At 70.5% G+C, this 25,766-nt stretch carries 20 protein-coding genes and 1 pseudogene; 12 read left to right on the top strand and 9 right to left on the bottom strand.

The features are described 5' to 3' along the window. The first annotated feature begins 48 nt into the window (after positions 1–48). The 4 genes from O145_RS04995 (at position 49) to O145_RS04980 (ending at position 4,924) form a co-directional block, all read left to right on the top strand. Complete coding sequence (locus tag O145_RS04995; protein ID WP_043560486.1) at positions 49–921, top strand: sugar phosphate isomerase/epimerase family protein; 873 nt, start codon at positions 49–51, stop codon at positions 919–921. 144 nt (positions 922–1,065) lie between these two features. After that, positions 1,066–2,682: an MFS transporter gene (locus O145_RS04990; RefSeq protein ID WP_043560484.1), complete on the top strand. Its 1,617-nt coding sequence runs from the start codon at positions 1,066–1,068 to the stop codon at positions 2,680–2,682. A 291-nt stretch (positions 2,683–2,973) separates the two neighbouring features. Further along, on the top strand, positions 2,974–3,984 hold the full coding sequence (locus tag O145_RS04985; protein ID WP_043560482.1) for a Gfo/Idh/MocA family oxidoreductase: 1,011 nt from the start codon (positions 2,974–2,976) through the stop codon (positions 3,982–3,984). A 76-nt stretch (positions 3,985–4,060) separates the two neighbouring features. Then, positions 4,061–4,924, top strand: coding sequence for a sugar phosphate isomerase/epimerase family protein (locus O145_RS04980; protein ID WP_043560478.1), 864 nt, complete (start codon positions 4,061–4,063; stop codon positions 4,922–4,924). 133 nt (positions 4,925–5,057) lie between these two features. Here the strand turns inward: O145_RS04980 and O145_RS04975 are convergent, their stop codons facing one another. Beyond that, on the bottom strand, positions 5,058–6,089 hold the full coding sequence (locus tag O145_RS04975) for a LacI family DNA-binding transcriptional regulator (protein ID WP_043560475.1): 1,032 nt from the start codon (positions 6,087–6,089) through the stop codon (positions 5,058–5,060). A 181-nt stretch (positions 6,090–6,270) separates the two neighbouring features. After that, positions 6,271–7,899 carry an MFS transporter gene (locus O145_RS04970; protein WP_043560472.1) on the bottom strand — a complete coding sequence of 543 codons (1,629 nt, stop codon included), beginning with the start codon at positions 7,897–7,899 and terminating at the stop codon, positions 6,271–6,273. A gap of 375 nt (positions 7,900–8,274) precedes the next feature. On the opposite strand from O145_RS04970, the gene O145_RS04965 reads away from it, so the two are divergent. Beyond that, positions 8,275–9,432 carry a zinc-binding dehydrogenase gene (locus tag O145_RS04965; RefSeq protein ID WP_043560469.1) on the top strand — a complete coding sequence of 386 codons (1,158 nt, stop codon included), beginning with the start codon at positions 8,275–8,277 and terminating at the stop codon, positions 9,430–9,432. Positions 9,433–9,537: 105 nt separating this feature from the next. Here the strand turns inward: O145_RS04965 and iolE are convergent, their stop codons facing one another. From iolE to O145_RS04945, 4 genes are all read right to left on the bottom strand, one after another. Beyond that, complete coding sequence (gene iolE, locus O145_RS04960; protein WP_043560467.1) at positions 9,538–10,464, bottom strand: myo-inosose-2 dehydratase; 927 nt, start codon at positions 10,462–10,464, stop codon at positions 9,538–9,540. A 116-nt stretch (positions 10,465–10,580) separates the two neighbouring features. Next, positions 10,581–12,245 carry an MFS transporter gene (locus O145_RS04955; protein ID WP_043560464.1) on the bottom strand — a complete coding sequence of 555 codons (1,665 nt, stop codon included), beginning with the start codon at positions 12,243–12,245 and terminating at the stop codon, positions 10,581–10,583. Between the two features lie 52 nt (positions 12,246–12,297). Then, positions 12,298–13,494 (bottom strand): Gfo/Idh/MocA family protein, encoded by a 1,197-nt coding sequence (locus O145_RS04950; RefSeq protein ID WP_043560462.1) that lies wholly within the window; start codon positions 13,492–13,494, stop codon positions 12,298–12,300. Positions 13,495–13,759: 265 nt separating this feature from the next. Next, positions 13,760–14,788 (bottom strand): LacI family DNA-binding transcriptional regulator, encoded by a 1,029-nt coding sequence (locus O145_RS04945; protein ID WP_043560459.1) that lies wholly within the window; start codon positions 14,786–14,788, stop codon positions 13,760–13,762. Positions 14,789–14,984: 196 nt separating this feature from the next. Between O145_RS04945 and O145_RS04940 the strand changes: the two genes are divergently transcribed. Then, positions 14,985–16,367, top strand: coding sequence for an MFS transporter (locus tag O145_RS04940; protein WP_043560456.1), 1,383 nt, complete (start codon positions 14,985–14,987; stop codon positions 16,365–16,367). 227 nt (positions 16,368–16,594) lie between these two features. On the opposite strand, the gene O145_RS04935 is transcribed toward O145_RS04940, so the two are convergent. Further along, positions 16,595–16,852: a hypothetical protein gene (locus tag O145_RS04935; protein ID WP_043560454.1), complete on the bottom strand. Its 258-nt coding sequence runs from the start codon at positions 16,850–16,852 to the stop codon at positions 16,595–16,597. Positions 16,853–17,136: 284 nt separating this feature from the next. On the opposite strand from O145_RS04935, the gene O145_RS04930 reads away from it, so the two are divergent. The 4 genes from O145_RS04930 to O145_RS04915 all read left to right on the top strand — a co-directional run bounded on the left by O145_RS04930 (position 17,137) and on the right by O145_RS04915 (position 21,273). After that, positions 17,137–17,754, top strand: a complete 618-nt coding sequence (locus O145_RS04930; RefSeq protein ID WP_084682375.1) for an HXXEE domain-containing protein — start codon at positions 17,137–17,139, stop codon at positions 17,752–17,754. Then, positions 17,751–18,203 (top strand): HXXEE domain-containing protein, encoded by a 453-nt coding sequence (locus O145_RS04925; RefSeq protein ID WP_043560621.1) that lies wholly within the window; start codon positions 17,751–17,753, stop codon positions 18,201–18,203. Before O145_RS04930 ends, O145_RS04925 begins: the two co-directional genes overlap by 4 nt. Before the next feature lie 221 nt (positions 18,204–18,424). Further along, positions 18,425–20,032 carry a glutamine-hydrolyzing GMP synthase gene (guaA, locus tag O145_RS04920; protein ID WP_043560451.1) on the top strand — a complete coding sequence of 536 codons (1,608 nt, stop codon included), beginning with the start codon at positions 18,425–18,427 and terminating at the stop codon, positions 20,030–20,032. An 83-nt stretch (positions 20,033–20,115) separates the two neighbouring features. Next, a complete protein-coding gene (locus O145_RS04915) occupies positions 20,116–21,273 on the top strand; it encodes a DUF2974 domain-containing protein (protein ID WP_052374700.1) in 1,158 nt (385 codons plus the stop codon). A 342-nt stretch (positions 21,274–21,615) separates the two neighbouring features. On the opposite strand, the pseudogene O145_RS19540 reads toward O145_RS04915, so the two are convergent. After that, a pseudogene (locus tag O145_RS19540) lies at positions 21,616–21,768 on the bottom strand (helix-turn-helix domain-containing protein); the annotation flags it as partial. Between the two features lie 157 nt (positions 21,769–21,925). Between O145_RS19540 and O145_RS04910 the strand changes: the two are divergent. Beyond that, positions 21,926–22,729: a DUF4352 domain-containing protein gene (locus tag O145_RS04910; RefSeq protein WP_229118366.1), complete on the top strand. Its 804-nt coding sequence runs from the start codon at positions 21,926–21,928 to the stop codon at positions 22,727–22,729. 887 nt (positions 22,730–23,616) lie between these two features. Beyond that, positions 23,617–24,093: a hypothetical protein gene (locus O145_RS04905; RefSeq protein WP_052374698.1), complete on the top strand. Its 477-nt coding sequence runs from the start codon at positions 23,617–23,619 to the stop codon at positions 24,091–24,093. Positions 24,094–24,190: 97 nt separating this feature from the next. Here O145_RS04905 and O145_RS04900 read toward each other — a convergent pair whose 3' ends face one another. Continuing rightward, a complete protein-coding gene (locus O145_RS04900) occupies positions 24,191–25,201 on the bottom strand; it encodes an alpha/beta hydrolase (RefSeq protein WP_229118365.1) in 1,011 nt (336 codons plus the stop codon). Positions 25,202–25,766 lie beyond the last annotated feature (565 nt).

Here is a 25,766-nt window from a genome sequence, read left to right as displayed (position 1 = left end):
CACGGACACAACCCCGCCGACGCCGTCGGCGTCCTGAGAGGAGACCCCATGGTCGACATCGCTCTCGACCCCAACATGTACTACATGACCATGTCCACGGCGGACACGCTGCACAAGGCGGCCGAGCTCGGCTTCCGGTACGTGGAGCTCTCGCCCAACAACGAGTTCCACCTGTGGCACCACTACCCCAAGGCCGACCGCGCCTTCATCGAGGACCTCAGGAGGGCCGAGAGGGAGAGCGGGGTCGAGGTGCGCACCCTCAACCCGGTGTTCAACTGGTCCTCCCCGGACGAGGCCGAGCGCCAGGCCCAGGTGCGCAACTGGCGGCGCCTGCTCGAGCTGGCCGACGCCCTCGACGTGCGCGACATCGTCTCGGAGTTCTCCGGCGACCGCAACCGCGCGAGCCGCTCCGAGCAGCAGTGGTACCGGTCGATCGAGGAGCTGATCCCGGACTTCGAGAAGTACGGCATCCGCCTCAATATGGAGGCCCACCCCTACGACTTCGTCGAGCTGCACGACCGCGCCCTGGAGCTCGTGCGCTCCGTGGACAAGGACTGGCTGGGGTACGAGTACTGCTGCCCGCACACCTTCCACCTGTCCGACGGCGCCGGCGACGCCGGTCGCATGATCCGCACCGCCGCCGCCGTCGGCAAGCTCCGCGAGGTGCACGTCTCCGACGGCTTCAACCACCGGATCAACGACGGCAACCGCTACATCATCAACCCGCCCGGCGCCGACGTCACCGTCCACCAGCACAACGCCATCGGGCAGGGCGAGGTCCCCTGGGACGAGGTCTTCTCGACCCTGCGGGAGGTTCACTTCGACGGCGTCGTCTCCGTGTGCATCTTCGGGTGGCACGAGTACGCTGACGAGTACAACAAGGCCGCTCTCGAGCGGCTCACCGCCGAGCTCGGCGCCTGACAGCCACGCGTCGTCCCTCCCTCCCGCGCCGCGAGGGAGGGACGCACGACTCCTCCGTCCCGTCCGCAGCTGCGCGGAGGCCGGAAACCCGTGCGGCGCAGCCCTCGAGCCTGCCAAGGGCGGCAGGCACCCCAAGGAGACCACATGTCCTCATCCCCCCTCGCGGCCAGTGACCTGAGCCGCGACAAGATCCAGGAGCTGGTCGACAAGACCCCTCCGTCCGGCAAGAAGCGCTCACTGGGGCTCATCGCCCTGGTGGCGACGCTCGGCTCGCTGCTCTTCGGCTACGACACCGGCGTCATCTCGGCGGCGCTGCCCTACATGTATCTGCCTCACAGCGCCGACGGCCTCAATATCAACACAGTCGAAGAGGGCCTTGTGGGGACCTTCCTGTGCCTGGGTGCCGCGATCGGCGCGTCGGTCGGCGGCAAGCTGTCCGACAAGTACGGACGTCGGCACAACATCACGCTCCTGGCGGCGGTCTTCTTCTTCGGCGCCCTGGGGTGCACCTTCTCGCCGAACATCTGGATCCTCTACTTCTTCCGGGTCGTGCTGGGCTTCGCCGTCGGCGGCGCCTCGGCGACGGTGCCGGTCTTCCTGGGGGAGACCGCCCCCAAGCGCATTCGCGGCACACTCGTGGCCGTGGACCAGATGATGATCGTCTTCGGCCAGTTCCTCGCCTTCTCCATGAATGCGGTCCTGACTCAGATTCACGGCGGGCCTGAGGTGACGGTCTCCAATGATGTCGTCAACAGCTCGGGTCAGCTCGTCGCCCGTGCCGGTGAGACGGTCTCCTGGGAGTCGGTCCAGAACCTCGCCAATGTCATGGTCGCGTCCGGCAATGGGACGACATGGCGCTACATGCTTGTGCTCGCCTCGATCCCGGCCATCGCCCTGTGGATCGGCATCCGCCTCATGCCCGAGTCCTCCCGCTGGTACGTCGCCAACCTCAGGATTCCCGAGGCCATTGGCTCTCTCAAGCGCGTGCGCGACGAGGCCAAGGACGGTCCCATTGCCGAGGAGCTCGATGAGATGATCGAGGTTCAGCGCAAGGAGGCCAACCAGGAGAAGTGGGGGCTGGGACAGATCATCGGAGTCAGGTGGACCAGGCACCTGCTCATTATCGGCATTATCCTGGGTCTGGCCGACCAGTTCACCGGCATCAACACGGCCATGTACTACACCCCCAAGGTTCTCTCCGCCGCGGGACTGCCCATGAGCGACGCGATCTCCCTCAATGTGGTCTCCGGCGGCATCTCCTTCATCGGGTCCGCGACGGGCCTGTGGCTGGTCACCCGGTTCGCGCGCCGTCACGTGGGCATCTACCAGGAGTCCTCGATCGTGATCTCGCTGGGACTGCTGTCGGCGGTGTTCTTCTTCCTCATCCAGCCCTACCAGGACGCCGACGGCAATATCTCGGGCGCCCCGAGCTTCGCTCCGTACCTGGTGCTGCTTATTGTCTCTGTCTTCGTCTTCGCCAAGCAGTCCGGCACCGTCACCTGGGTGCTGGTCGCCGAGATCTTCCCGTCGAAGGTCCGCGGTACGGCCATGGGGCTGGCGGTCGCCACCCTGTGGATTGCCAATGGGATTGTGGCCTTCGTCTTCCCCATCATGATGAAGAACCTGGGAGGGGCGTTGACCTACCTCATCTTCTGCCTCATCAACGTCCTCTCGCTCATCTTCTACATGAAGTTCGTCCCCGAGACGAAGTACCACTCCCTGGAGGAGCTCGAGGAGCGGTTCGAGAAGGAGTACAGCTGATCGCGCGCTGCGATCCCTGCTGAAGGACGACGTGCGGGCCGGGGGCGACGACATCACCGATGTCGTCGCCCCCGGCCCGCAGCCATGCCCCGACCGATGGCCAGAGGCGGCGCCTGTTTTGGATCAGAGTGCCGAGAACCTTGACGAAAGGACGCGGAACAGGCATTATGGAGCCATGAATTCACGCGTGTGAACCGCATGATTCCAGCCGTGCATCAGCGCTGCCGCACGGCCCGCCATTGCTGTCCCGCCCCGCCGACGAGCCCCGGAGCGGGTCCGAAAGGATCTCCTATGCCGAATACGCAGACCTTCGCCCTCCTGGGCGCCGGATTCATCGGTCGCGTCCATGCCGAGAACCTCGCCGCCCAACCCGGTGTCGACTTCGCCCGCGTCTTCGACGTCGACGCCTCCCGAGCCGTCGCGCTGGCCGAGGCCCACGGCGTCGAGGCCGGCGACGACCTCGACGAGATCTTCGGCGACCCGGCGATCGACGCCGTCGTCGTCGCCTCCTCGACCAACACCCACGCCGACCTGCTCAAGCGCGCGGCCGCCGCCGGCAAGGCCGTCTTCTGCGAGAAGCCGATCGACCTGTCCCTCGACGTCGCCCGGGACGCCGCCGCCGCGGTTGAGGCGGCCGGCATCCCCGTCATGATGGACTTCAACCGCCGCTGGGACCCGGCCTACGCCGCCGTCCACGACGCCGTGCGCGCCGGGGAGGTCGGGGAGGTCGAGCTGGTCTCCATGACCACCCGCGGCCCCTCGCTCCCGCCGGTCTCCTACCTGAAGGTCTCGGGCGGGCAGATGCGCGACCAGACCGTCCACTTCTTCGACCTGCTGCGCTGGATCACCGGCCTGGAGCCCGTCGAGGTCCACGTGACCGGGGCGGCGCTCGTGGACCCCGCCGTCGCGCAGGTCGGGGACGTCGACACCTCCATCGCCGTGCTCAGGATGACCAACGGCGCCCTGGTCCAGATCGACTCCCAGCGCCGCATCGGCTACGGCTACGACGAGCGCATCGAGGTCAACGGCTCCGAGCGCATGGTGGAGGCCGCCCGTCATCGCACGGGCTTCGTCAACCACTACGGGCCGGGCGAGATACGCACCAACGGGCTCGACGCCGGCTGGTTCGAGCGCGTCCGCGGCACCTACCGCAAGAGCCTGGACGCCTTCGTCGACGCCCTCGAGCGCGGCGCCCCCGTCCCCGCCCCGATCTCCGACGGCCTGCGCGCCCAGGTCATCGCAGAGGCGGCGACGCAGTCCCTGCGCACCGGCGCCCCCGTCGCCGTCCCGCCGGGCCTGTGACGGCGCCGCGCTCCCGCCATCCCCTCCGCACACCCGCACCACCAGTTCGAACGCACACGATCCAAGGAGAACACCGATGAAGCTGTCCATGAACGTCACCTCCACCTTCCACGGCACCGCCCTCAACGACATCACCGTCGCCAAGGACGTCGGATTCGAGGGCATCGAGCTGCAGAGCCCCAAGCTGTGGCGCTACCTCGACGCCGGCTACACCCCCGCCTCCCTGCTCCCGCACCTGGAGGGCATCGAGGTCTCGGGCATCGGCGCGCTCCAGGAGGATGAGCCGGAGGCCTTCCGCGCCGAGGCCGAGAAGCTGGCCCGCGTCGGCCAGATCGTCGGAGCGCCCTGCATGCAGATGTGCACCGGGCCCGTCGACGTCACTGTCGTCCAGGACTTCAGGGCCGGGCGCCTTGCCGACGACGACCCGCGCTTCCGCGGTCTGCTCGGCCGCAGCGACAAGGAGGTCATGGAGGGCACCGCCAAGAACGTCGCCCTGGCCGCGGACATCGCCGCGGACCACGGGCTCGACCTCTTCCTCGAACCGCTGGGCTGGGCGCCCGTCCACCACGTGGACCAGGCGCTCCGCATCCTCGACATGATCAACCGCCCCAACGCGAGGATCGTCGTCGACTTCTGGCACTTCTGGGTCACCGGCTCCACGCCGGAAGAGGTCGCCAGGCTCGACAAGGACCTCATCAGCGCCGTCCACGTCTGCGACGGCCTGCCGGTCCCCGCCGGGGAGGTCCCCGACCAGGGCGTCTCGCGCAACGTGTGGACCGGCGGCGGCTCCATCCCCCTGCAGGAGTGGGTCGATGCGGTCAAGGCCACCGGCTACGACGGCTGGTACTGCTCGGAGATCTTCCACGACCGCTCCGCCGAGCTCGACTTCCACCTCGTCGCGCAGACGCTGCTCAACGAGATGAGGATCCTCACCGCCTGAGATGATTGATGCCGGAGCGGTGGGTGGGAGTGCTCCCCGCCCGCCGCCCCGCAGCTCTCTATTTACCGATCTTGGCGAAGAGAGCCACGGGCCGACCCTGAGAACCAGGCAGGACCGGCCCCGTCGGAGTCGATCACCTGAGGCGTTCGGTGGTGGCCGCGGACGATCCCCGCACGACCAGGCGCCCCTCTGCCTCAACGTCCCGGGCGGGCAGGGGGGCGCCGGGGTCGTCCACCAGGGCGGCGACGCGCTCGGCGACCAGGCGCAGGGCCTGGCGCGCCAGGAACCGCTCGGGCTGCTCGATGCTGGTCAGGGCGAACTCGTCGCGCCGAGCGAGGTAGGTGTTGTCGTAGGACACGAGGGGGGCGCGGCGCGAGCCCTCCTCGCCGCCGTCGCGCAGGACGGCGACGGCGTCAATGGCGAGCATGTCGTTGTGGGCCACCAGGCCCACGCCGGGCGCCTCCGCCAGGAGCCGGCGGATGGCCCGACCCGCCCCGTTGTCGTCCCCCTCCTCGGTGACGAGGGGCAGGCCCGCCTCCGCGGCGGCCTGCGCCAGCGCCCTCTCCCGCTGGAACCGGGAGGCGTCGTCGACCACCCTCGGGGCGGCGTAGCCAATGGTGGTCGCGCCCCGGGACGCGAGGTGGGAGACCACGAGGCGGGCGGCCTGGTCCTCGTCGATGTGGACGGAGTCGACGTGGCCGCCCGGCGGCCGGCGGCCGATGACGCAGGTCGGGGCCTCCTCGCCGATCGCGACGATCTGGGCGTCGGTCAGCCACGGGGAGACGAGGACCAGGCCGAGGACCCGCACGCCCAGCAGGCTGTCGATGGCGCGCCGGAGCCGCTCCTGGTCCTGCGCGCCCACGGCGACGAAGACTGTCAGGCCCTGCTCCGCGGCGGCGTCGTCGAGAGCCCGGGAGACCTGCTCGAAGAAGGCGTTGCGGAGGTTGGGCAGGACCAGGCCGATGGTCGTCGAGCGCCGGCGCGCCAGGGCGGAGGCCGCCGCATTGACCCGGTAGCCGAGGGCGCTCGCGATGCGGGCGATATGGACGCGGGTCTCCTCGGCGACCTTCGGGGAGCCGCTCAGCGCGAGGGAGACCAGGCTGCGCGACACCCCGGCGGCCTCGGCGACGTCGGACTGCGTGACGTCGTGACCGTTGGTCGGCATGGCGCCCCCTCTTCTGCTCTCGCGTGCGGACCCTCGGACTCTAGCCGATGCGTCCTGAGGGGCGCGGGCCGGGCCTGCCCCCGCTCGCCGAGATCGGTCCGCGAACCGATCTCGACGCGGAATACGACCGATCTCGGCGAAGGGGGAGGGAGGATCAGGGGGCTCGGTCGAGCCGGTGGGCTCAGCCGTACTGGGCCTGGAAGGTCTCCTCGAGCTCCTCCAGCGAGGAGTACTTGGTCTCGGGGACGCGGCGGATCATGTAGATCACCGCGATGACGTTGACGACGGAGAAGACGAGGTAGGTGGCCACGGGCCCCAGGTAGTCCATCATGACGGGGAAGAGGAAGGTGATGATGGCGTTGGCGATCCACAGGCACAGGACGGCGAAGCCCATGGCGGCGCCGCGCATACGGGCGGGGAAGAGCTCGGACATGATGACCCAGGTGCCCGGGGCGTTGCCGCCCTGCATGAAGAGCAGGTAGATGATGATGACCACCACCACCAGGTAGGGCACCATCGCCGGCATGGTGCCCAGCACGTTGCCCTCGGCGTCCAGGTGCGGGTTGATGCCGAACAGGAAGACGGCGGTCATGACCCACAGCATGACGGTCAGGCCGATGGTCCCGCCGATGAGGACCTTCCGGCGCGGGAGCCTGAGCAGGAGCCACAGCCCCAGGGAGGAGCCGATGACGGAGGCGATCCCGGTGAGCACGGTCAGGGTGATGGCCGCCTGGGTGCCGAAGCCGGCGTTCTGGAGGATCTTGGGGGCGTAGTACATCATCGTGTTCACGCCCGTGGTCTGGTTGAACACGCCCACCATGACTCCGATGATCAGGACCCTGCGGGTCCAGCGGGTGGCGAAGCAGCGGGCCAGGCTCCAGTGCTCCGCAGTGGCCTCGCGGCGGTTGATCTCGATCATCTCGTCGATCTCCCCGGCGACGTCGTCGACGGGCCTGCGCACCCGCTTGAGCTCGGCGATGGCCTTGGCGTAGCGGAAGTTGGCGGCGTGCCAGCGGGAGGACTCCGGCATCATGCGCATGCCGATCCACAGGGCGACGGCGGGGATGGAGCACAGCACGAGCATGTAGCGCCAGGTCTGACCGTTCCCGCCGTCCACGGTGATGGCGTCGGAGACGGCCTTGAGCGCGTCCCAGGAGTAGGTCCGGCCGACCTCCACGGCGGTCTCGACGCCGCCCACGGTGATCGTGGTGCCCGGGTCCGCGGCGGTGACGGTGGCCTCGGGGCCGCCGGTGATCCGGGCGATGCCTGCGTTCATGGCGAAGGCCAGGAACTGGCCGGTGACGATCATGAGCTGGTCGATCCCCACCAGGGTGCCGCGGATGGACTTGGGCGCGGTCTCCGCCAGGTAGACGGGCACCGTCGCGGAGGCCCCGCCCACGGCCAGCTCCAGGATGAAGCGCGCGGGGTAGAGGGCCCAGATGTTGGGGGAGAAGGTGCAGCCCATGGCGCCCAGGAAGAAGACGAAGGCGAGGAGGAGGATGTTGTGGCGGCGGCCGTACTGGTCCGAGAGCCTCCCGCCGAAGAAGGCCCCGCAGGCGCACCCCAGGAGCAGGGTGGCGGTGACGAGGCCCTCGCGGACGGCGTCCAGGTGGAGCCCGCCCGCGCCGACGGGCATGTGCATGTAGGGCAGGGCGCCGGAGATGACTCCGGTGTCGTAGCCGAAGAGGAGCGAGCCGAGCGTGGCGACGAGCGCCACGAAGCCGACGGAGCGACGCTTGCCCGATGGGGGAGTCCTGTCGACCAGGGCGTCGATCTCCGCCCTGGTGAGCTCGGTGGGGGTCTGGGTCATGGGACGGATCCTTCTGCTTGCGCCGATCGACTCTGATCGGCGGACTGTCGCACGGAGGTGTGCGCCGCCCCATTGTTCACGCGCGTGAACGATGAAGTCAAGTCTTTGTTGTGACAAATCCTCGTTCACGTGGTGGCCGCTGCTCGGGGTCCTGGGCTCGCCGTCCTCGGCCGTGAGGCGCCCGGTCCGCGCCCCGCCCCGCGGGTCCGCCCTCGCTCCCCGGCGGCCGCGGCGGCGGGGGCGCGGGCCGCCAAGGTCCCCGCCACTCGAATATGAGGACAATTTGTAAGGACAAATAAGCCATTCTGCGCTAGGCTTGCGCTGTCGGCGGTCGATGTCCACCGCCGTCCAACCCCGCCAGAGAGTGACAGCGACATGACCAGCAACGAAGCAGTCCGAACCAGTCCGACGATCCCCGAGACCATGCGCGCCGCCGTGCTGCGCGACCACGACAAGGGTCTTGAGGTGGAGACCCTGCGCACCCCCCGCCCCAAGGCCGGCGAGGTGCTCATCAAGGTCGCCGCCTGCGGCCTGTGCCACTCCGACCTGCACGTCATCGGCGGCGCCATCGCCTTCCCCCTGCCCGCCGTGCTCGGCCACGAGGTCACCGGGACCATTGTCGAGCTGGGCCCCGGCAACGAGCACACCGGCCTCGAGGTCGGCCAGAACGTCGCCGGCGGCTTCCTCATGCCCTGCGGCCAGTGCGACGCCTGCGCCGCCGGCCACGACGAGCTGTGCGGCCCCTTCTTCGACCTCAACCGGCTCAAGGGCGTCCTCTACGACGGCACCACCCGCCTGGCCACCCCCGAGGGCGAGCCGGTCTACATGTACTCTATGGGCGGCCTGGCCGAGTACGCCGTCATCCCCTCCACCGCCGTGGCGCCCGCGCCCGAGTCCATCGACCTCGTGCCCGCCGCCATCCTGGGCTGCGCGGCCATGACCGGCTACGGCGCCGTGCGCCGCGGCGCCGACCTGCGCTTCGGCGAGACGGTCGCCGTCGTCGCCACCGGCGGCGTGGGCACCAACATCGTCCAGATCGCCCGCGCCTTCGGGGCGAGCCAGGTCATCGCCATCGACGTCGATGACGACAAGCTCGCCCCCATGCCCGGCTACGGCGCCACCGCCGTCGTCAACTCCGTGACCCACGACGCCCGAGAGGAGGTCCTCGGGCTGACCGGCGGCAAGGGCGTGGACGTCGCCTTCGAGGCCCTGGGCATCCCGGCCACCTGGACCACCGCCCTGAACGTGCTGGCCGACGGCGGCCGCATGGTGCCGATCGGCCTGGGCGCGGGCGTCCAGACCGCCGAGGTGGAGATCAACCGCACGGTGCGCCGCAGCCAGTCGATCCTCGGCTCCTACGGCGCCCGGACCCGCCAGGACCTGCCCGCCGTCGTCGACCTGGCCGCGCGCGGCGTCATCAACTACGCCGACGTCGTCTCGCGCCGCTTCCCGCTCCAGGAGGCGGGCGTGGGCTACGAGGCGCTGCGCAACCGCCAGATCCAGGGGCGCGCCGTGGTCGACATGAGCCTGTGACGGCGGCCCTCCCTGCCGCACCCGAGCACGACGGCGGCGCCCCCTCCAGACCCGGAGGGGGCGCCGCCGCACTGGGACCGGGGCTCGGAGCAGCCGGGCCGGGCATCAGGCCTTGAACAGGGCGCCCTCGATGTAGGCGCGGGCCTTGGTGGCGTACTCGTGCGGGTTGGCGATGGCCGGGTCCTGCTCGGCCTCCACCAGGATCCAGTCCTTGTAGCCGTGGTCGACCAGGAACCTGTAGGGCTCGGTGAAGTCGATCATGCCGTCGCCCGGCACGGTGAACATGCCGGCCAGGAAGGAGTCGAGGAAGGAGCGCTCCGCCTCGCGGGACTCCTTCATCTTGTCCGGGCGCACGTCCTTGAAGTGGACGTGCTTGACGCGGTCGACCGTCGCCTCCAGCAGCCCCATGACGTCGCCGTCGCCGACGAAGGCGTGCCCGGTGTCGAACAGGAGGGAGACCCTGGCCGGGTCGGTCAGCTCCATGAGGCGGATCGTCTCCTCCTTGGTCTGGATAACCGTGCCCAGGTGGTGGTGGTAGACGAGCTCGAGGCCGTGGTCGTGGGCGATGTCTCCCAGGCGGTTCAGGCCCTCGGCCAGGAGGGGCCACTCCTGGCCGCTCAGAACCGGCTTGTTGGTGAAGATGCACACGTCGCGCACGCCCTGGACACTGCCGGTCTGCTCCGAGACGACGATACGGGTGGCGCCCAGGTACTCCAGGTACTCGCAGGTGGCGGTGAAGTCGGGAACGACCGCCTCCACGCCGTCGCGCACGATGAAGGCGGAGAACCACTGGGCGACGATCTTGATGCCGCGGGCGTCGATGCGCTCCTTGACGACCTCCTTGGGCGGGAAGAAGCCGGCGCACTCGGTGCCGCGGAAGCCGACGTCGGCCAGGTCCAGGAGCATGTCCTCCAGGGTGTTGAAGGCGCCGACCTCGGGGATGTCGTCGTTGCGCCAGGTGATGGGGTGCATGCCCCAGGTGATGCCGTTCGGGTCGGTGATGGCGGTGGCGGGGTCGAGCCGGAATGTCATGAGCTTTCTCCTTTGAAGTCTCGGGTCCGCGGGGCGGGCGGCCCCTCCGGTGGGGGAGCGGGCCGCCGGGCCCGTTGGGTGCAATCGTAATTGTCAGGACTAATGCGGGTCCAGTGTCAGGAGTAGCGGGCCTCCATATCCTGCTCGATCTGCTCCAGGGAGCGTCCGGAGGTCTCGGGCATGATCTTGAGGAGGACGACGGCGATGGCGAGGTTGAGCGCTCCGTAGATGGTGTAGGTCAGCCCGCCGCCGAGCCTCTCCATCATGGGAGGGAAGGTCCATGTGATGGCGGCGTTGGCCACCCACATGCAGAAGATGGCGGTGCCGTTCATAACGCCGCGGACGTTGGCGGGGAAGATCTCGCCCATCATGGTCCACACCACGGTGCCGTTGGAGGACTGGACGATGAGCATGAAGACTGCCATGAGGCCCAGGATGAGGAAGGCGGCCCACGACGGCGGGGCGGTGCCCGCCTCCATGTGCGGGGCGATGGCCAGCTGGAAGGTCGCGGCGATGCCGAGCAGGCACACGCCCACCCCGGTGACGTCGGCGATGAGGATCTGACGGCGCCGGAAGCGCATGATGAGCCAGATGCCGATGGCCGACCCGATGACGCTCATGACGCCGTTGGCGACCTGCGCGGTGATGGACGACGAGGTGGACATGCCGGCGTACTCCAGGACCTTGGGCGCGTAGTACATGACGGTGTTGACGCCCGTGGTCTGGTTGACGATGGCCAGGAAGATGCCCACGCCCAGCAGCCTGCGCAGCCACGGGGTGCTCCAGACGTACCCCAGGCCCCGGCGCCGGGCCTCCTCGGCGAGCTCGCGCTGGCGCGCCTCGGCCATCTCGATGAGCTCGTCCTCCAGGGGGCCGTCCTTGAGGGGGTTGCGCACGCGCTTGAGGGCGCCGATGGCGTCGTAGAGGCGCTCCTTGGCCACGTACCAGCGCGAGGACTCGGGCATGAGCCGGATACCGATCCACAGGGCGACGGCGGGGACGGAGCACAGGACGAGCATGTAGCGCCAGGTCTCGCCGTTGCCGCCGGAGATGACGATCTGGTCGAGGAACTGGTGGTAGGCGGCGGAGCTGAGCGGGCCGCCCTTGGAGGCCTGCAGCCTGGAGATGTTGTCGAAGGGCTGCAGCCCGGTCTCCAGCCCGTAGCTCTGCGCGGGCAGGGAGGAGATGGTGACCTTCGGGCCTCCCTGGGCGGTGCTGATGGCCGCGTTCATGGCGAAGGCGAGCAGCTGGCCGGTGACGATCATGAGCTGGTCGATGGCGACGATCGAGCCGCGGATGCGCTTGGGCGCCGTCTCGGCCAGGTAGACGGGGACGGTCGCGCTGGCGCCGCCCACGGCGAAGCCGAGGATGACGCGGAAGGGGTACATCACCCACACGCTGGGAGCGAAGGTGGTGCCCAGGGCCCCCAGGAGGAAGAGGATGGCCAGCATGGTGATGTTGTGCCGGCGCCCGTAGCGGTCGGACAGGCGTCCGCCGATGAGCGCGCCCAGCGCGGCGCCGATGAGCAGGGTCCCGCCGATGGCGCCCTCCTCCAGGCTGGTCAGCTGGAGGCCCTTGGCGCCGAAGGGCATGTACATGTAGGGCAGGGCGCCGGAGATGACGCCGGTGTCGTAGCCGAAGAGCAGCGAGCCGAGGGTGGCCACGCCGGCGATGGCGAGGATCCCGCGGTGCCTGCCCGATGGTGGAGTATCCGCGACGGCCTTCGTCATCGCCTCCGGGGTGATCCCCTTCAGGGGGATCGTCTGCGCAGTTGTGCTCATGCGGTTGTCTCCTTGGAGGCTGGGGGTCTTGGGTCTCGAACGGCGGCCCGGCTCAGGCGTCGAATGTGGTGGGCAGGTCCACGCGCGCAACGTCGTGCCAGCGGGCGTCGGCGGCCGAGGCGACGACGGCCTCGTCGACCTCCGCGGCGCACCAGGCGTCGGCGGCGGACGGCGCCACCTGGGTCCCGGTGAGGAACGAGCGCAGGAACTGGGCGGCCTCGACGGACTTCAGGTCGTCAAAGCCCATCGAGGTGCCGATGGCCGGCTGGTAGCGGCTCCAGTCGCCCCAGGCGGGACCCGCCATGGCGCGGGTGTAGCCATGGGTGGGACCGCCGTCGACGGTGGTGCACACCTGAAGCTCGTTGAGCCGCTCGAAGTTCCACCGCGCCGAGCCGCTGGTGCCGTAGACCTCGACGACGTACTCGGCGCGCGGCCCCACGCTGACGCGCGAGGACTCCATGGTGCCGATGACCCCGCCGTCGAAGCGCACGAGCATGCCGACGTAGTCCTCGTTCTCCACCGGGCCGACCTCGTCGCCGATCTCGAAGCCGGAGTGGCCGATGCCCATCTTGGTGGGGATGGGGCGCTCGGTGATGAAGGTGTCGGTGACGGCGGTGACCGAGGCGATGCGGCCGACGACGTACTGGGCCAGGTCGGCGCCGTGGCTCATGAGGTCGGGCACGACGCCGGCGCCCGCCTTCTCGCGCGAGGCGCGCCAGGTCAGGGGGCCGCGCGGCGAGGAGTTGTAGTCGGCGATGAACCACACGCGCACGTTGGTGATCCGGCCGAGCTCGCCGGAGCGGACCAGGTGGCGCATGTACTCGATGGCCGGGGCATGCCGGTAGTTGAAGCCGACGGCGGTGACCAGGCCCGCGTCCGCGGCGGCGCGGGCCACGTGCCGGGCCTGCTCGGCCGAGACTCCCATGGGCTTCTCGATCCAGAAGGGCTTGCCGGCCTCGACGGCGGCCAGGGCGATCTCCTCGTGCAGGTAGTTCGGGGAGCAGATGGAGACGGCCTCCACCTGCGGGTCGGCGAGGAGCTCGCGGTAGTCGGCGTAGGCGCGCTCGAAGCCGAGGTCCTCGACGGCGGCGCGCTGGGCCTCCTCGACGGGATCGGCGGCGGCCACCAGCCGGGCCCGGGCGCCGAGCTCCGGGAAGCGCTCCGAGACGGAGCGGTAGCTGCGGGCGTGGAGCCGGCCCATCCATCCCAGGGAGATGACGCCGATGCCGATCTGCTTCTTGGTGCTCATTGACTCTTTCTCCTGACGGCCGTCGTCGGCCAATGTGAGGAAGATTGCTAACGCGCGTCAGCAATATGTAAGGACAAAGATAGCGGGCCGTGACCGGGTGCGCAAGACCCCTGTGGTGCACGGAACCTGTCGCCGTGCAGGTGCGGCGCCCGTGGGCGCCCGCCGTGCCCCATGTCGAGATAGACATTTTCGTACGAGATCGGCGGTGTCACCGTCTACCTCATACGAAAATGTCTATCTCGACGCAGTGGGGCGCCGGCGCGGCTCACGGCCGCGCGGGGCCGTGCAGGCTCGAGGCGCGCGCCACCAGCGATCCCTGCACCGTGACGCGGGCGGCCGGGGTGCGCGCCGGTGAGAGCAGGGCGGTGATGGCGGCGCGCGCCAGCCGGTCCGGGGACTGGTCGATGCTGGTCAGGGAGAACTGCCTGCGCGCGGCCAGCTGGGAGTTGTCGTAGGAGACGAGCGCGACGTCCCGCCCCGGCTCCAGGTGCGCCGCGAGCGTGGCCGCGAGCACGTCGATGCCGAGCACGTCGTTGTAGGCCACCGCACCCAGGGGGGCGCCGAGCTCGGCGCGGGCGCGGGCCAGCGCGGCGCTCGCGCCGTCGTCGCACGTGACCTCGGTGAAGGCCAGGCCCGCGGCCCCGGCGGCGGCGCGGCAGGCCCCGCGGCGCTCATCCAGCAGCAGCTCCTGCAGGCCGGGAGCCGGGGAGAAGAAGGCCAGGTTCGTCAGGCCCTGGGCGGCCAGGTGCGCGGCGATGCGCCGGGCGGCGTCGGCCTCGTCCAGGCGAACCACGGGGACGATCCCGGTCTCCAGGTCGCGGTCGATGACGCACAGGGGGACCTGTCCGGCCAGGGCGGCGAGCTCGTCCTCGCTCATGGAGGTGCCGGGCAGGAGGAGCCCGGCCGGCCGCATGGACAGCACGTCGTCGACCGTCGTGTGCTCCAGGGAGTCCTCCAGGTCGGAGACGAAGGCCACCAGGACGTGACCGGCGTCGGCGGCGTGGCGCCGCAGGCAGCGCAGGAGGACGTCGAAGAAGGGGTTGTCCAGGTAGGGGACGATGACGGCCAGGCGCGACGAGCGCCGGGCCGCCAGCTCGGCCGCGGCCGTGTTGGTCCGGTACCCGAGGGTGCGCGCCGTGCGCAGGATGCGCCGCCGGGTCTCGTCGGACATGCGCCCCTCGCCCTTGAGCGCCAGCGAGACGAGGCCGCGCGAGACCCCCGCCGCGAGCGCGACGTCCTGCTGGGTGGCGGGGCCGGTGCGCGGGCCTGGAGCCGGCGGGGGCGCTGCGGGCACACTTCCTCCTCGGGGGTGAGCCGACGTGTCGCGGGCCAGGATAGGGGCCGCGACGGGGGTCGCAGAAGTGGACATTATTGTCCGCACAAAGGCATCCTATGGTCCTGAGGTCCCGGGTGGGCCGCCGGGTCCGGAGGGACGGCGCGGCGACTTGCGGCGCGGGCCGCCGCGCACGGCCAGCACAGGAGGGTGACCGATGACGACCGCGACCCGCTCCCCGATGCAGCGGCTTCTGGGCGCCCACCTCGCCTGCGTCGGAGCGGCCACCGGGGCCGTCTGGGGGGCGCTGGGGGTCTGCCTGGCCGACGACGGCGCCGCGCGGGCCGCGCTGTCGGGCGCGGCGCACGGGTGGGGCGTGCCGGGCGGCACGGTCGCGCCGGCGGGCGGGGCGGCGACCCAGAGCGCGCTCCTGATGCTGCTGCTCGCCTCCGTCCCGCTCGGCTCCCTGCTGGGCGCCCCGGTGCTCGACCTGGTCTCGCACGTCGTGGGGCGCCGCCCCGCCGTCCTCGCCTCCGGCTTCCTCGTGGCTCTCGGCGCAATCGCCGGCGCCCTGCCCGGGGCCTGGACGGGCGCGGCGGCGGGGGCGGTCGCGGGGCTCGGGATCGGCGGGTACGCCATCGTCGTGCCCAAGCTCGCCCACGAGCTCTCCGTGCGCGGGCACCGCCGTCTCATGCCGCGCGTGCGCGCGCTGGCGCCTGCCGGGGCTGGGCTGGCCCTGGTCGTGGGCGCGGGCGGCGGGGCGGCCATGCCCGGCCAGGCGCGGGCGTGCGCCTGGACGGTGGCGGCCGCGCTGGCGCTGGCCGGGTGCGTGCTCGCCATATCCCTGCCGGAGACGCCGCACTGGTACGCGGCCCGCGGCGGGCTGGAGGCCGCCTACGCGTCGCTCAGGCGGATGCACGGGGCGCTGGAGGCCTCGGTCGCCATCGACTGGGTGCGGCTGGACGCCGGCATGCAGGGGGAGCAGCACCCCCTGGCGGTCGATGACCTGCGCATCGCCCAGGTGCGCCGCACTGTGCTCGCCGGGCTCGTGCTCGAGGCGGTGCAGGCCCTGCCGCTTGGACTGGCGGCGCTGTGCCTGACGCCGTGGGCGCTCGGTGAGGCCGACGGGCGGGCGCTGCCGGTGTGGCCGGCGGTCGTGGTCGGCCCGCTGTGGGCGGCCCTGGCGGTGGCGGGGGCGTGCAGACGCTCCGAGCGGTACCCGCTCGCCTGGGTGCTCGGCGGTACAGGCGCCTCGGCCTGCGCCGTCGTGCTGCTGGTGCTGCTGGGCGGACTCCGCGGCGGTGAGGCGCTGGCGGTGCTGGTCGTCGTCGCGGTGCTGCTCGTGGGCGGCCAGTACGTCGCCGTCGTGCCCGCGTGCACCGGCAGCATCGACCCGATGGTGCCGCCGTGGCTGCTGCGCTCCCAGCGCCGCGCCGGCGCGGCCATCCGCCCGCTGGTCCAGATCGGCTCTGTGCTCGGCCCGACGGCCCTGCTGCTCGTCTCGGCCGGGGCCGCGGTCGCGGTGGTGCTGACCTGCCAGGTTGCCGCCATGCTGCTGGCGCTGCTGGCGCTGCCGCGCGCGCTGGCCGCGCTGCGGTGACGGGGCCGGCGTCCAGATCGTCGTATTCCGCGTCGAGATCGGTTCGAGGCGCCTGGTGCGGGAGCGGCCCGGACATGACGCGAGCGCCGCCCCCGCCGGGGTGGCGCTCTCAGGTGCTGATGAGGTTGCGGGTCGCCCTGGGCGACCTGCTGCGCGGTCCACGTCGCCCGCGCAGCTCGGGAAGGACCGGTAGGGCCGGCGTCCCTCCGGGGTCTGCGAGCGGCTGCTCAGGCGGCTCGGTCGATGAGGTTCACGCCGGTGTAGACGCCGGTCAGCGCGCTCGCGGCGCCGATGAAGCCCGAGGCGATCAGCAGCGCGGAGGAGCCGGCCACGGCGCCGACGACGGCCATGACGAACACGACGGCGGCCACGATGCCCATGCCGATCTTGAAGGTCAGCAGGTCGGCGGCCTTGGCCTCGGTCCTCGAGGAGGCGGTGGACTCCGGGGTGGTGACGGCGACGGTGTCGATGACGGGAGCGGTCATGATTGTGTCCTTTCGGTTCCTGTGCGGAACCGAGACGGGACGGCCCCGCACGGCGGTGTGCCCGGCCCTGCGGGCCGGTGCGGCCGTGGTTCGGCCGGTGCAGTGAGAGTAGGAGCGTGACCGCCTTTTTGTACAGACAAAAGGGTGATAGTCGCGTCACCCGCCGCGTTCCTGCCGAGACGGAGCGGGATGACGGGCGAAAGCGCCCGTCGGGGCCTGGCGCCGGTGCCGCGGGGAGAGTACCGTCACCATGTTGCTCCCGAGGGCTTTGAAGGGTTGCTGCTGTGAGTGGTGCTGGGAACGTTGCTCCGGGCGGCTCGCTGAGCGGCCCCATGCGGGTCCTGGTCCCCGCCTCGCTGCTGGTGTCCTTCGCCGCCAACGACGGCGAGGAGCTGGCGACCATGTCCGCGACGATGGCCGGCACCCTGGCCCGCCTGCCCGCCCCGTTGCGGCGGCTGGCCGGCCCGCGCCTGGGAGCGCTGACCGTCTCGCGCAGGCACGTCCAGGTGGCGGTGCCCGTCATGGGGCTGCTCTTCGGGGCCGCCGCCCTGGACGGCGTGCGCACCGCCGGGCGGGGCTGGTTCTACCAGGACGCCCAGCGGCTCTTCGGCCTGCACGCCTACGGGCACATGGCGGCCGCCCTGCTCACCCGCGGCTACGCCTCGGGCGCGGCAACCTCGCCGACCGTGGTGCTGCCGGTGTGGTGGTGGGCGCGCTCGCGGCTGCGGCGCGCCGGTGTGCCCGACCGCTCCAGCCTGCCCCGGGGTGTGCTCGTCGTCGGCTCCTGGCTGGTGCTCTCCCACGCCCTGGGCGCCTGCGCCGCGGCGCGCGAGAGCCGCACCGCTCCGACCGGCGTCTCCTCCGCCCCGGCCGAAGAGCCCCGGGCCGGGTGGTCCGGGTGAGCGGCTCCGCGCGCCACGCCCTGAGCCCCGACCAGGTCTGGGCGCTGACCCTGGGGCTGCTGGCGGTCCACCAGACCGAGGAGGTCGTCTACCCGATCGAGGCCTGGCTCGAGCGCGTCGGCTCGACGGGGTGGCCCCGCCTGGACGCCCACGTCCGGGGCCCCTCGGGCACGGGCAACCCGCTGGCCGACGCGCGCGCCTCCCGGCGCCTGGCCGTCGTCGGGGCTCAGACGCTCGGCGCAGGCGCCCTGTGGGCCTGCGCCCGCCGCTCCGGGCGGGCCACCCGGGTGCTCGCCACCGGGCTGTGCCTGGGAGGGGCCGCGGCATTCGCCATGCACATCGCCGTCTCGGTGCGCACCCGCTCGGTCATGCCGGGGCTGGCCACCTCCCTGGTGCCCGGCCTGCCCGGGGCCGCCCTGACCCTGTGCGCCATCTGGGCTCGAGCTTAGGCGACTGGTTCTGAGGCGGCGGGCAGGCCAGCGGCGCTCCGGATGTCAACGGTGGTGACGCCGTGAATGGTGCCTCGGGGCGTGGACGTCTCTTTCTCTCCTCTCCGACGGGGGCAGAGGGCGGGGGAAGGGTGGCGCTGACGTTCTGCCTCGCTTCCTCGCTCGGGTATCGCGGGTGCTGGCGTCCCGGGGGCCGGTGCGCCGCACATTATGCTGGGCGCGTGACCATCCCCCCCAGCGCCGCCGACCCCGAGGCGCGCGAGGACGGACCCGCCGGCCCGGTCCTCGTCGTCGATTTCGGCGCCCAGTACGCCCAGCTCATCGCCCGCCGCGTGCGCGAGGCCTCCGTCTACTCCGAGATCGTGCCGCACACCATGCCCGTGGCGGACATGCTCGCCAGAAGGCCGTCCGCGATCATCCTGTCCGGGGGGCCGTCGTCGGTCTACGCCGAGGGCGCGCCCGGCATCGATCCGGCCCTGTTCGAGGCGGGCGTGCCGGTGCTGGGCATCTGCTACGGCTTCCAGGTCATGGCCCGAGCCCTGGGTGGGGCCGTGGGGCGCACCGGCACCCGGGAGTACGGGCGCACCCGGGCCGAGGCCAGCCCCGACTCCTGCCTGTTCGCGAACGCCCCGGCCGAGCAGATCGTGTGGATGAGCCACGGTGACGCCGTCCAGGCCGCCCCGCCGGGCTTCGCCGTCACCGCCTCGACGGCCGAGACGCCGGTGGCTGCCTTTGAGGACCGCTCGCGTCGCCTGTTCGGCCTGCAGTGGCACCCCGAGGTCCTCCACACCGAGCAGGGCCAGCGCTCCCTGGAGAACTTCCTGCAGGTGGGCGCCGGCATCCCGGCCACCTGGACGGCGGGCAGCATTATCGACGAGCAGGTGGCCGCCATCCGCGAGCGGGTGGGGGACGCCCACGTCATCTGCGGCCTGAGCGGGGGCGTGGACTCCTCCGTGGCCGCGGCCCTGGTCCACCGGGCCGTCGGTGACCGGCTGACCTGCATCTTCGTGGACCACGGGCTGCTGCGCGCGGGCGAGCGGGCCCAGGTCGAGCACGACTACGCCGAGGGCATGGGCATCCGCGTCATCACCGTCGACGAGTCCGAACGCTTCCTTGCGGCGCTGGCGGGCGTGACCGATCCGGAGGCCAAGCGCAAGATCATCGGCCGGGAGTTCATCCGTTCCTTCGAGGCCGTCCAGCGGCGCGTCGTCGAGGAGGTGGGGGAGGCTGGCGGCCAGATCCGCTTCCTGGTCCAGGGCACTCTGTACCCCGACGTCGTCGAGTCCGGCGGCGGCGAGGGCGCCGCCAATATCAAGAGCCACCACAATGTGGGCGGGCTGCCGGAGGACCTGGACTTCTCTCTCATCGAGCCGTTGCGCACCCTGTTCAAGGACGAGGTGCGCGCTATCGGACGCGAGCTGGGGGTGCCCGAGAAGATCGTGGCCCGTCAGCCCTTCCCCGGGCCGGGCCTGGGCATCCGGGTCATTGGGGAGGTGACGGCCGAGAACCTGCGCGTCCTGCGGGCGGCCGACGCGATCGCGCGCGAGGAGCTCGCCGGCGCCGGGCTCGACGGCGAGATCTGGCAGTGCCCGGTGGTGCTGCTGGCCGGGGTGCGGAGCGTGGGCGTCCAGGGGGACGGACGCACCTACGGCCACCCGGTCGTGCTGCGGCCGGTCAGCAGCGAGGACGCCATGACGGCGGACTGGACGCGCCTGCCCTACGACGTCCTCGCCCGCATCTCCACGCGCATCACCAACTCCGTGCCCGAGGTCAACCGGGTGGTCCTGGACTGCACATCCAAGCCCCCGGGCACCATCGAGTGGGAGTAGCGGGGTGAGCGGCCGGGACGGCCGCCGTCGGCCCGGGCCGACGGCGGCGCGAGGGGCCCGGGACCTGAGCGGAGGAGGAGCACATGAGTCGCATGAGGAACATGCTCGACTACGCCCGGCGCCGGCTGGAGCGCTTCGACGAGCGCGGGTTCTGCGCCGTTGACAGCCTCGTCCTGTCCTGGGCGGCCTACACGCGCCTCCCGGCCGACGACCCGGACCTTGCTCCGGCCCGCGGCTGGGAGGGGGTGCGCCTGGCGGACCTGTACCGCGCCGAGCACTTCGACGCCTACTACGCCGGCATGTGGAGCGAGAAGGCTGGCCTGGACCTGCTCGCCGCCATGGCCGCCAGCCCCCGTTTCCGGGACGTGCGGGTCATGGGCTATGTGGACGTCACCGACCCCCGGGCCGAGAAGCAGTTCGCGGCCATGACGCTCCGGCTCGCCGAGGACCTGTCCTACGTCGCCTTCCGGGGCACGGACGCCTCCCTCGTGGGCTGGAAGGAGGACTTCAACCTCGCCTACCGATGCCCCGTGCCCTCCCAGACCGAGGCTGCGCGCTACCTCGGCGCCGTCGCCGCACGGGTCGACGGCGACCTGCTCGTCGGCGGGCACTCCAAGGGCGGCAACCTCGCCGTCTACGCGGCGGCGACGGCCCCGGGGGGCGTGGGCGACCGCGTGGGGCGGATCTACTCCCACGACGGGCCCGGGTTCCTCGCGGACTTCCTCGCCACCGAGGACTACCGCAGGGTGGAGCCCAGGGTCGACAAGACGATCCCCCAGTCCTCGGTGGTCGGGATGCTGCTGGAGCAGCAGGAGAGCTACCGGGTGGTGCGCAGCAGCCGCGCCATGATCTGGCAGCACGACCCGTTCTCCTGGGTGGTGGAGGACTGCGACCTGGTGTCCCTCGACGGCCTGGCGCCGGATGCCCGCTACCTCAACCGCACCATCAGCGCCTGGCTCGGCGGCCTCACGGCCGAGGAGCGCGGGCGCTTCATCGACACCCTCTACTCGGTGATCGACCTCGGGGACGTGGCGACGACTCGCGAGCTGCGGGCCGACTGGCGTCACAGCATACCGGTGCGCGCCCGCGCCTTCGCGAGCCTCGACGCCGAGACGCGGTCCTTCATCACCCAGACCCTCATGGCGCTGGTGCCGCTCGGGGTGCGAGTCGTCCCGGGACTGCTCGTCGAGGACCTCCAGCAGGCGCGGCCGAAGACCCCGGCGGCCGTCGAGGGGTCCTGAGGCTCCGTGAGCGGCCTGAGGGGGCCCGCCCGGGGGATGACACGATCCGGCGCGCGGCGCCTCTGCGCCTGCTTCCCCTGCGCGCGAGCGGTCGCGCTCGTCCTCGTCAGGTTGGCAGGGGCGATTGTGGGCGCGTGCGCCTGTTGACGGGCACTCGGCCTGCGGCTGCGCCGACGCCGGAGTGGTCCAGCAGGGGACGGGCGTGGTGACGGCCCGCAGCGGTCGATGGCGATTTTGGTGCGGAAGCGAACCGACCTTGGCGAAGGACGCGGGGCCGGCTTGGTGGGCGACTTCAACCGCTCTTCGTCTTGGTGCAGACGTGGGGAACAGGCCAGCGGGCGGAACGTGCAGAGCGTGTGCGACGCGGTGGATGTTGTCGAGGCTGACATTGCGCTCGCCCAGCTCGACGCCGCCCATGTAGGAGCGGTCCAACTCCGCCAGGTGGGCCGACTGCTCCTGGCTCAGGCCCTGGCGCCTGCGCAGTGTCTTGACCTGGTGGCCGAAATCTTGCCGCTGAGTCTACTCGCGGGCGGCGGTTGTGGGCATGGGAGAACCCTGAGGAAAAAGGTTCATGAGTCGCGGACTATGAGTACCATAGGGGTGGCGGCCTTCCCCCCGCCGTACCCCGTCGCAGACGACCTCAGGAGTCGCAATGTCATACCCCCTTCAAGCACCCGTGCCTGCTCCCATGCCGGAGAAGAAAGCGCGCAACATCGTCGGCCTCATCGCGTTGGTCATGTCGGTCATCGGCTTCGTCTTCGCGTGCATCCCCGGCGCGCTCATCATCGGCTGGATCTTGCTACCGGTTTCCTTCATCCTTGGGCTGGTGGGCCTGTTCCGGCGGGGCGAGAGCCACTGGCCGGCTATCACCGCGGTCATTGTCGCGGTAGTTGGCACCATCGTCGGTGTGATCGTGTTCCTCGGCGTGGTCTCAGATGCCGTTGACGATGCTTTCTCCTCGGCGGGAGCCTCCGTTGGCTCTGCCGCTGCCGACTCGTCCTCGCAAGGGGCGTCTGCGTCCAAGAGCGGCACTCGCGACAACCCTCTTCCCCTGGGGACTGAGATCTCTGGTCAGGACTGGAAGGTCGTTGTCAACTCCGTGACCTTCGATGCGAACGATGCGGTGCGTTCGGCGAACGAGTTCAATGAGGCGCCGGAGGAAGGCCATGAGTATGTCCTTATCAACTACAGCGTTACTTACACCGGTGACGACCCCAACGGTCAAACTCCTGCTTTTGTCTCCGTGGACTACGTGTCCCCTGATGGCGTCACCATTGACAGAAGTGATTCTCTGGCTGTCGCTCCTGATGCCATTGATACACTGACGACCCTCTACAACGGCGGGAGCGTGACGGGAAACACTGTGCTGTCGATTCCCTCGGCAACGGCGCAGGACGGTGTGCTCGCGGTGCAGCCCGGTCTTCTTGATGACAAGGTCTTCGTCGCGGTGAAGTAGCACAGTGGCTCGTGCTTGGCGTTGTCGTTGGGGGGCGCCACCACCGTGGTGGCGCCCCCCAACGATGTTTCAGTTCTTGTTCGGAGAACGCCCGATCCGCAGGTGCCCATGGTGGCGCGTTTAGGGCACCATCGGGTGCGTGGTTGAGGTTCTCCCCGATGTGCGGCATAAAGTTGATGTCGGCCTCCGTAAGCCTGTCGTGGGCGTGCTGCCTGCCCATATCTCGCTCATGACCATGAGCGGTTTGGGGGCCGTGAGCGGGCTGGCGTCGACGTAGTCCGCAATATCCGGGTTTGCGTGGATGATGTCCACCCGGGGGAACGGCAGGGCCGGCTCATCGGGCTGACTGACGAAGCTTGGGGCGCCGTCGTCGGCCCCGGAGTCTTCGACGGAGTAGGGGGCGGAGTCCTCGTCGACCGGGGCGTGCGCGCCTGGCCGCCGGTGCCGGGTGATGGCGTCCCCTGCCGGGGGCGAGGAAGCGGCACCGCCTCGCCGTTGATGCGGTGCCGAGGACCCGCACAGAGCCGGGGGAGGGGCTCGCGCGCTCCGCGGGCCTTCCACGACCGTGGCATCTCCCTGAGCGGCGTGGACCTGGACCCGCTTGCCCGTGTGTGAGATGCATATTACACTTGCCTTGCAGCATTGTTACGATAGAGGAGATGGTTCACGTGCTGCCCCGGCGTGCGTGCCACCCTGCTCAGGGGGCGCGCAGCAGGATTCTGTCTCTCTCGCTATCGTTCTCGCACTGCCTTCTACGACGGGTCGGTTCGGGCCTCTCCTGGAATAGCTGGGCGCTTGGAACGTGTCTCGCCGCGTATTGCTGCGTCGGGACGCAGTACTGCTGCACCGGGTGGGTGCAGACCTGGCACGAGTACTGAGGCGGTCTCATGGTCCACGGGTTCTTCGATGACGTGTCGCGCTGGTCCCGCGAACACACCCGGTGGGAGTGGTCCGACACGCGCTTGGTTCTGTACTGCGGGGCGGTGTGGCTCGTCTGCGTCGTCCTCGGGTACGGTTCGCCGCTGCGCGGCCTTGTGCACAGCCCCGTGCGGCACGTGATCCTCCTCTGCTCCGTCTCGCTCACGGTGTGGCTGCTTCTTCCCGTCGTGCAGGTCGTGGTGAGGCGGGCTCCATTGCGCAGGGCCCTGAGATGCGCGGTCAGCGCGTTCTCGCTCGCGGCTGGGGCCGGGGGCGGGGGTGCCCTGTGGGGCATGTGGCTGATTGCTCGTGCCCCGCATATCGCCGCGGACTACGCTCTTGAGACGACAGTCCCCTGCGCGCTTCTTGCGCTTCTCGGGGTCGTGGGTATCGCGGTGCTGGCCTGGGGGCCGGATACTGGTCCCCGTAAAGAACTGAGCGCCTGAGCCTTTATGCTCATGCCCGGCTCCGGAGCCGCGACCGACGCGGAGGTGAACCGATCTCGGTGCGGAGTACGACCGATCTCGGCGAAGGGGGAGGGGCTCAGGCAGAGGCCCGGCCGGAGACGATCCGGGCGATCTCGCGCCGGGCCCGGCGTCCCTCGGGGGAGGGGAACATCGGGTAGACGTGGTTGAGGTTCTCCCCGACGTGCAGCGTGGAGGTGACGCCGGCCTTCACGAGCCTGTCGTGGAGGAGCGCGTTGTCCGGGAGGAAGAGCTCCCGGCTGCCCACGAAGGTGGTGACCCGGTGCAGCGCTGACAGGTTCCCGTTGATGGGGGACAGGTGCCAGTCGGTCGTGGGTGTGTCGCCCGCCCACGTCTTGCCCATGACCGTGAGCGGCTCAGGGGCCATGAGCGGGTCGACGTCGACGTAGTCCGCGATGTCGGGGTTCGCGTGGGTGACATCCACCCAGGGGGACAGCAGGACCAGCTCATCGGGCTGGTTGGCGCCCCGCTCCGCGAGCGACAGAGCGATGACCAGAGCCAGGCCCCCGCCCGCGCTGTCGCCCATGAGAATGACCCGCTTGCCGGGATTCTCCGCGACGGTGCGCAGGTACAGGTCCAGTACGAGCCGGTGCGCCTCCTCCCACGTGTGGTGCGGCGCCAGTGGGTAGAGCGGCACGACGAGCTCGGCGCCCGTGGCGCGGGCGAGGTCGTCGACGAGCAGGGCCTGGCCCAGGGACGCCGTGGCGATGTAGCCGCCGCCGTGGATGTAGATGACCACGGTGTCCGACGGCGAGTGCGGGCGGGCGTAGTAGACGGGCATGCCGCCGCCCTCGCGTCGCTCGACGTCGTAGAAGAGCCGCGACCAGATGGGGAAGGCCATGTCCCGACGGGGCTCTGGGCGGCTCGCCATTCGCGCGATCCGGTCGGTGAACGAGATGCGGGGACTCATCAGCCTCATCGTCCGGGTGCCGTACTCCGACAGGGTCGCCAGTGCCGAGCGCTGGTAGCGCAGATGGGAGAAGGCGCTGAAGGCGCCCGCTACCAGACCGGCGCCCGCCATTGCGCCGGCAACAGTCTTCAAGGTCCTGCCCCGAGCTGTCATGATCATGCCTCCTCCGCTTCGCCGGGGCCGTCCGGATGCATTGAGAGTGGCGGCCCAGAGGCACTGTATGGACAAAACGACCATAATGCCGTAGGTGACACAATATGATGTGTGACACTTTCTCGGCTCCGCGTCATCTGCCCCAGGTCAGGGGTTTCCCGCCTCTTCCGGTTCGTGAGGTCATAGGCCGACCTGCGCAGGATGCAGCCATCGTGCGGGATTCGCCGAGATCGGTGCGGTTCCGGCTCGAGATTGTAGTGTGTCAGTGCATCTGAGACAGTGAGGCAGTGTTTGTCCTCTACGTCTGAGGCGGCGCCCTGTGCGTGGTGGGTCGGTTGCGGGGGTGTGGGGTGTTGGAGGTCGGCAGGCAATGGCGGGTGCTGCGGCTCGCCGACTGCGCTGTGATGATGGGGTCGGGCTCATCAGGACTGCGTGCCGGATTCGTATGGCGTCCGGTCTTGAGAGGGTCCCTGGTGTTCCCGCCCAGAGGCCGTGTCGAGGCGTGAGCGTGGGGGATAGGGGTGGTCTTCTCCGGTGTTGCACATGGGAGAGGAGCGCCGCTGCGGGGCGG

The sequence above is a fragment of the Actinomyces israelii DSM 43320 genome, from assembly GCF_000711965.1.
In the GTDB taxonomy this organism is placed as follows: Bacteria; Actinomycetota; Actinomycetes; order Actinomycetales; family Actinomycetaceae; genus Actinomyces; species Actinomyces israelii.
The sequence above is the reverse complement of the archived record's forward strand: the minus strand, read 5'-3'. Positions and strand labels throughout refer to the sequence as shown.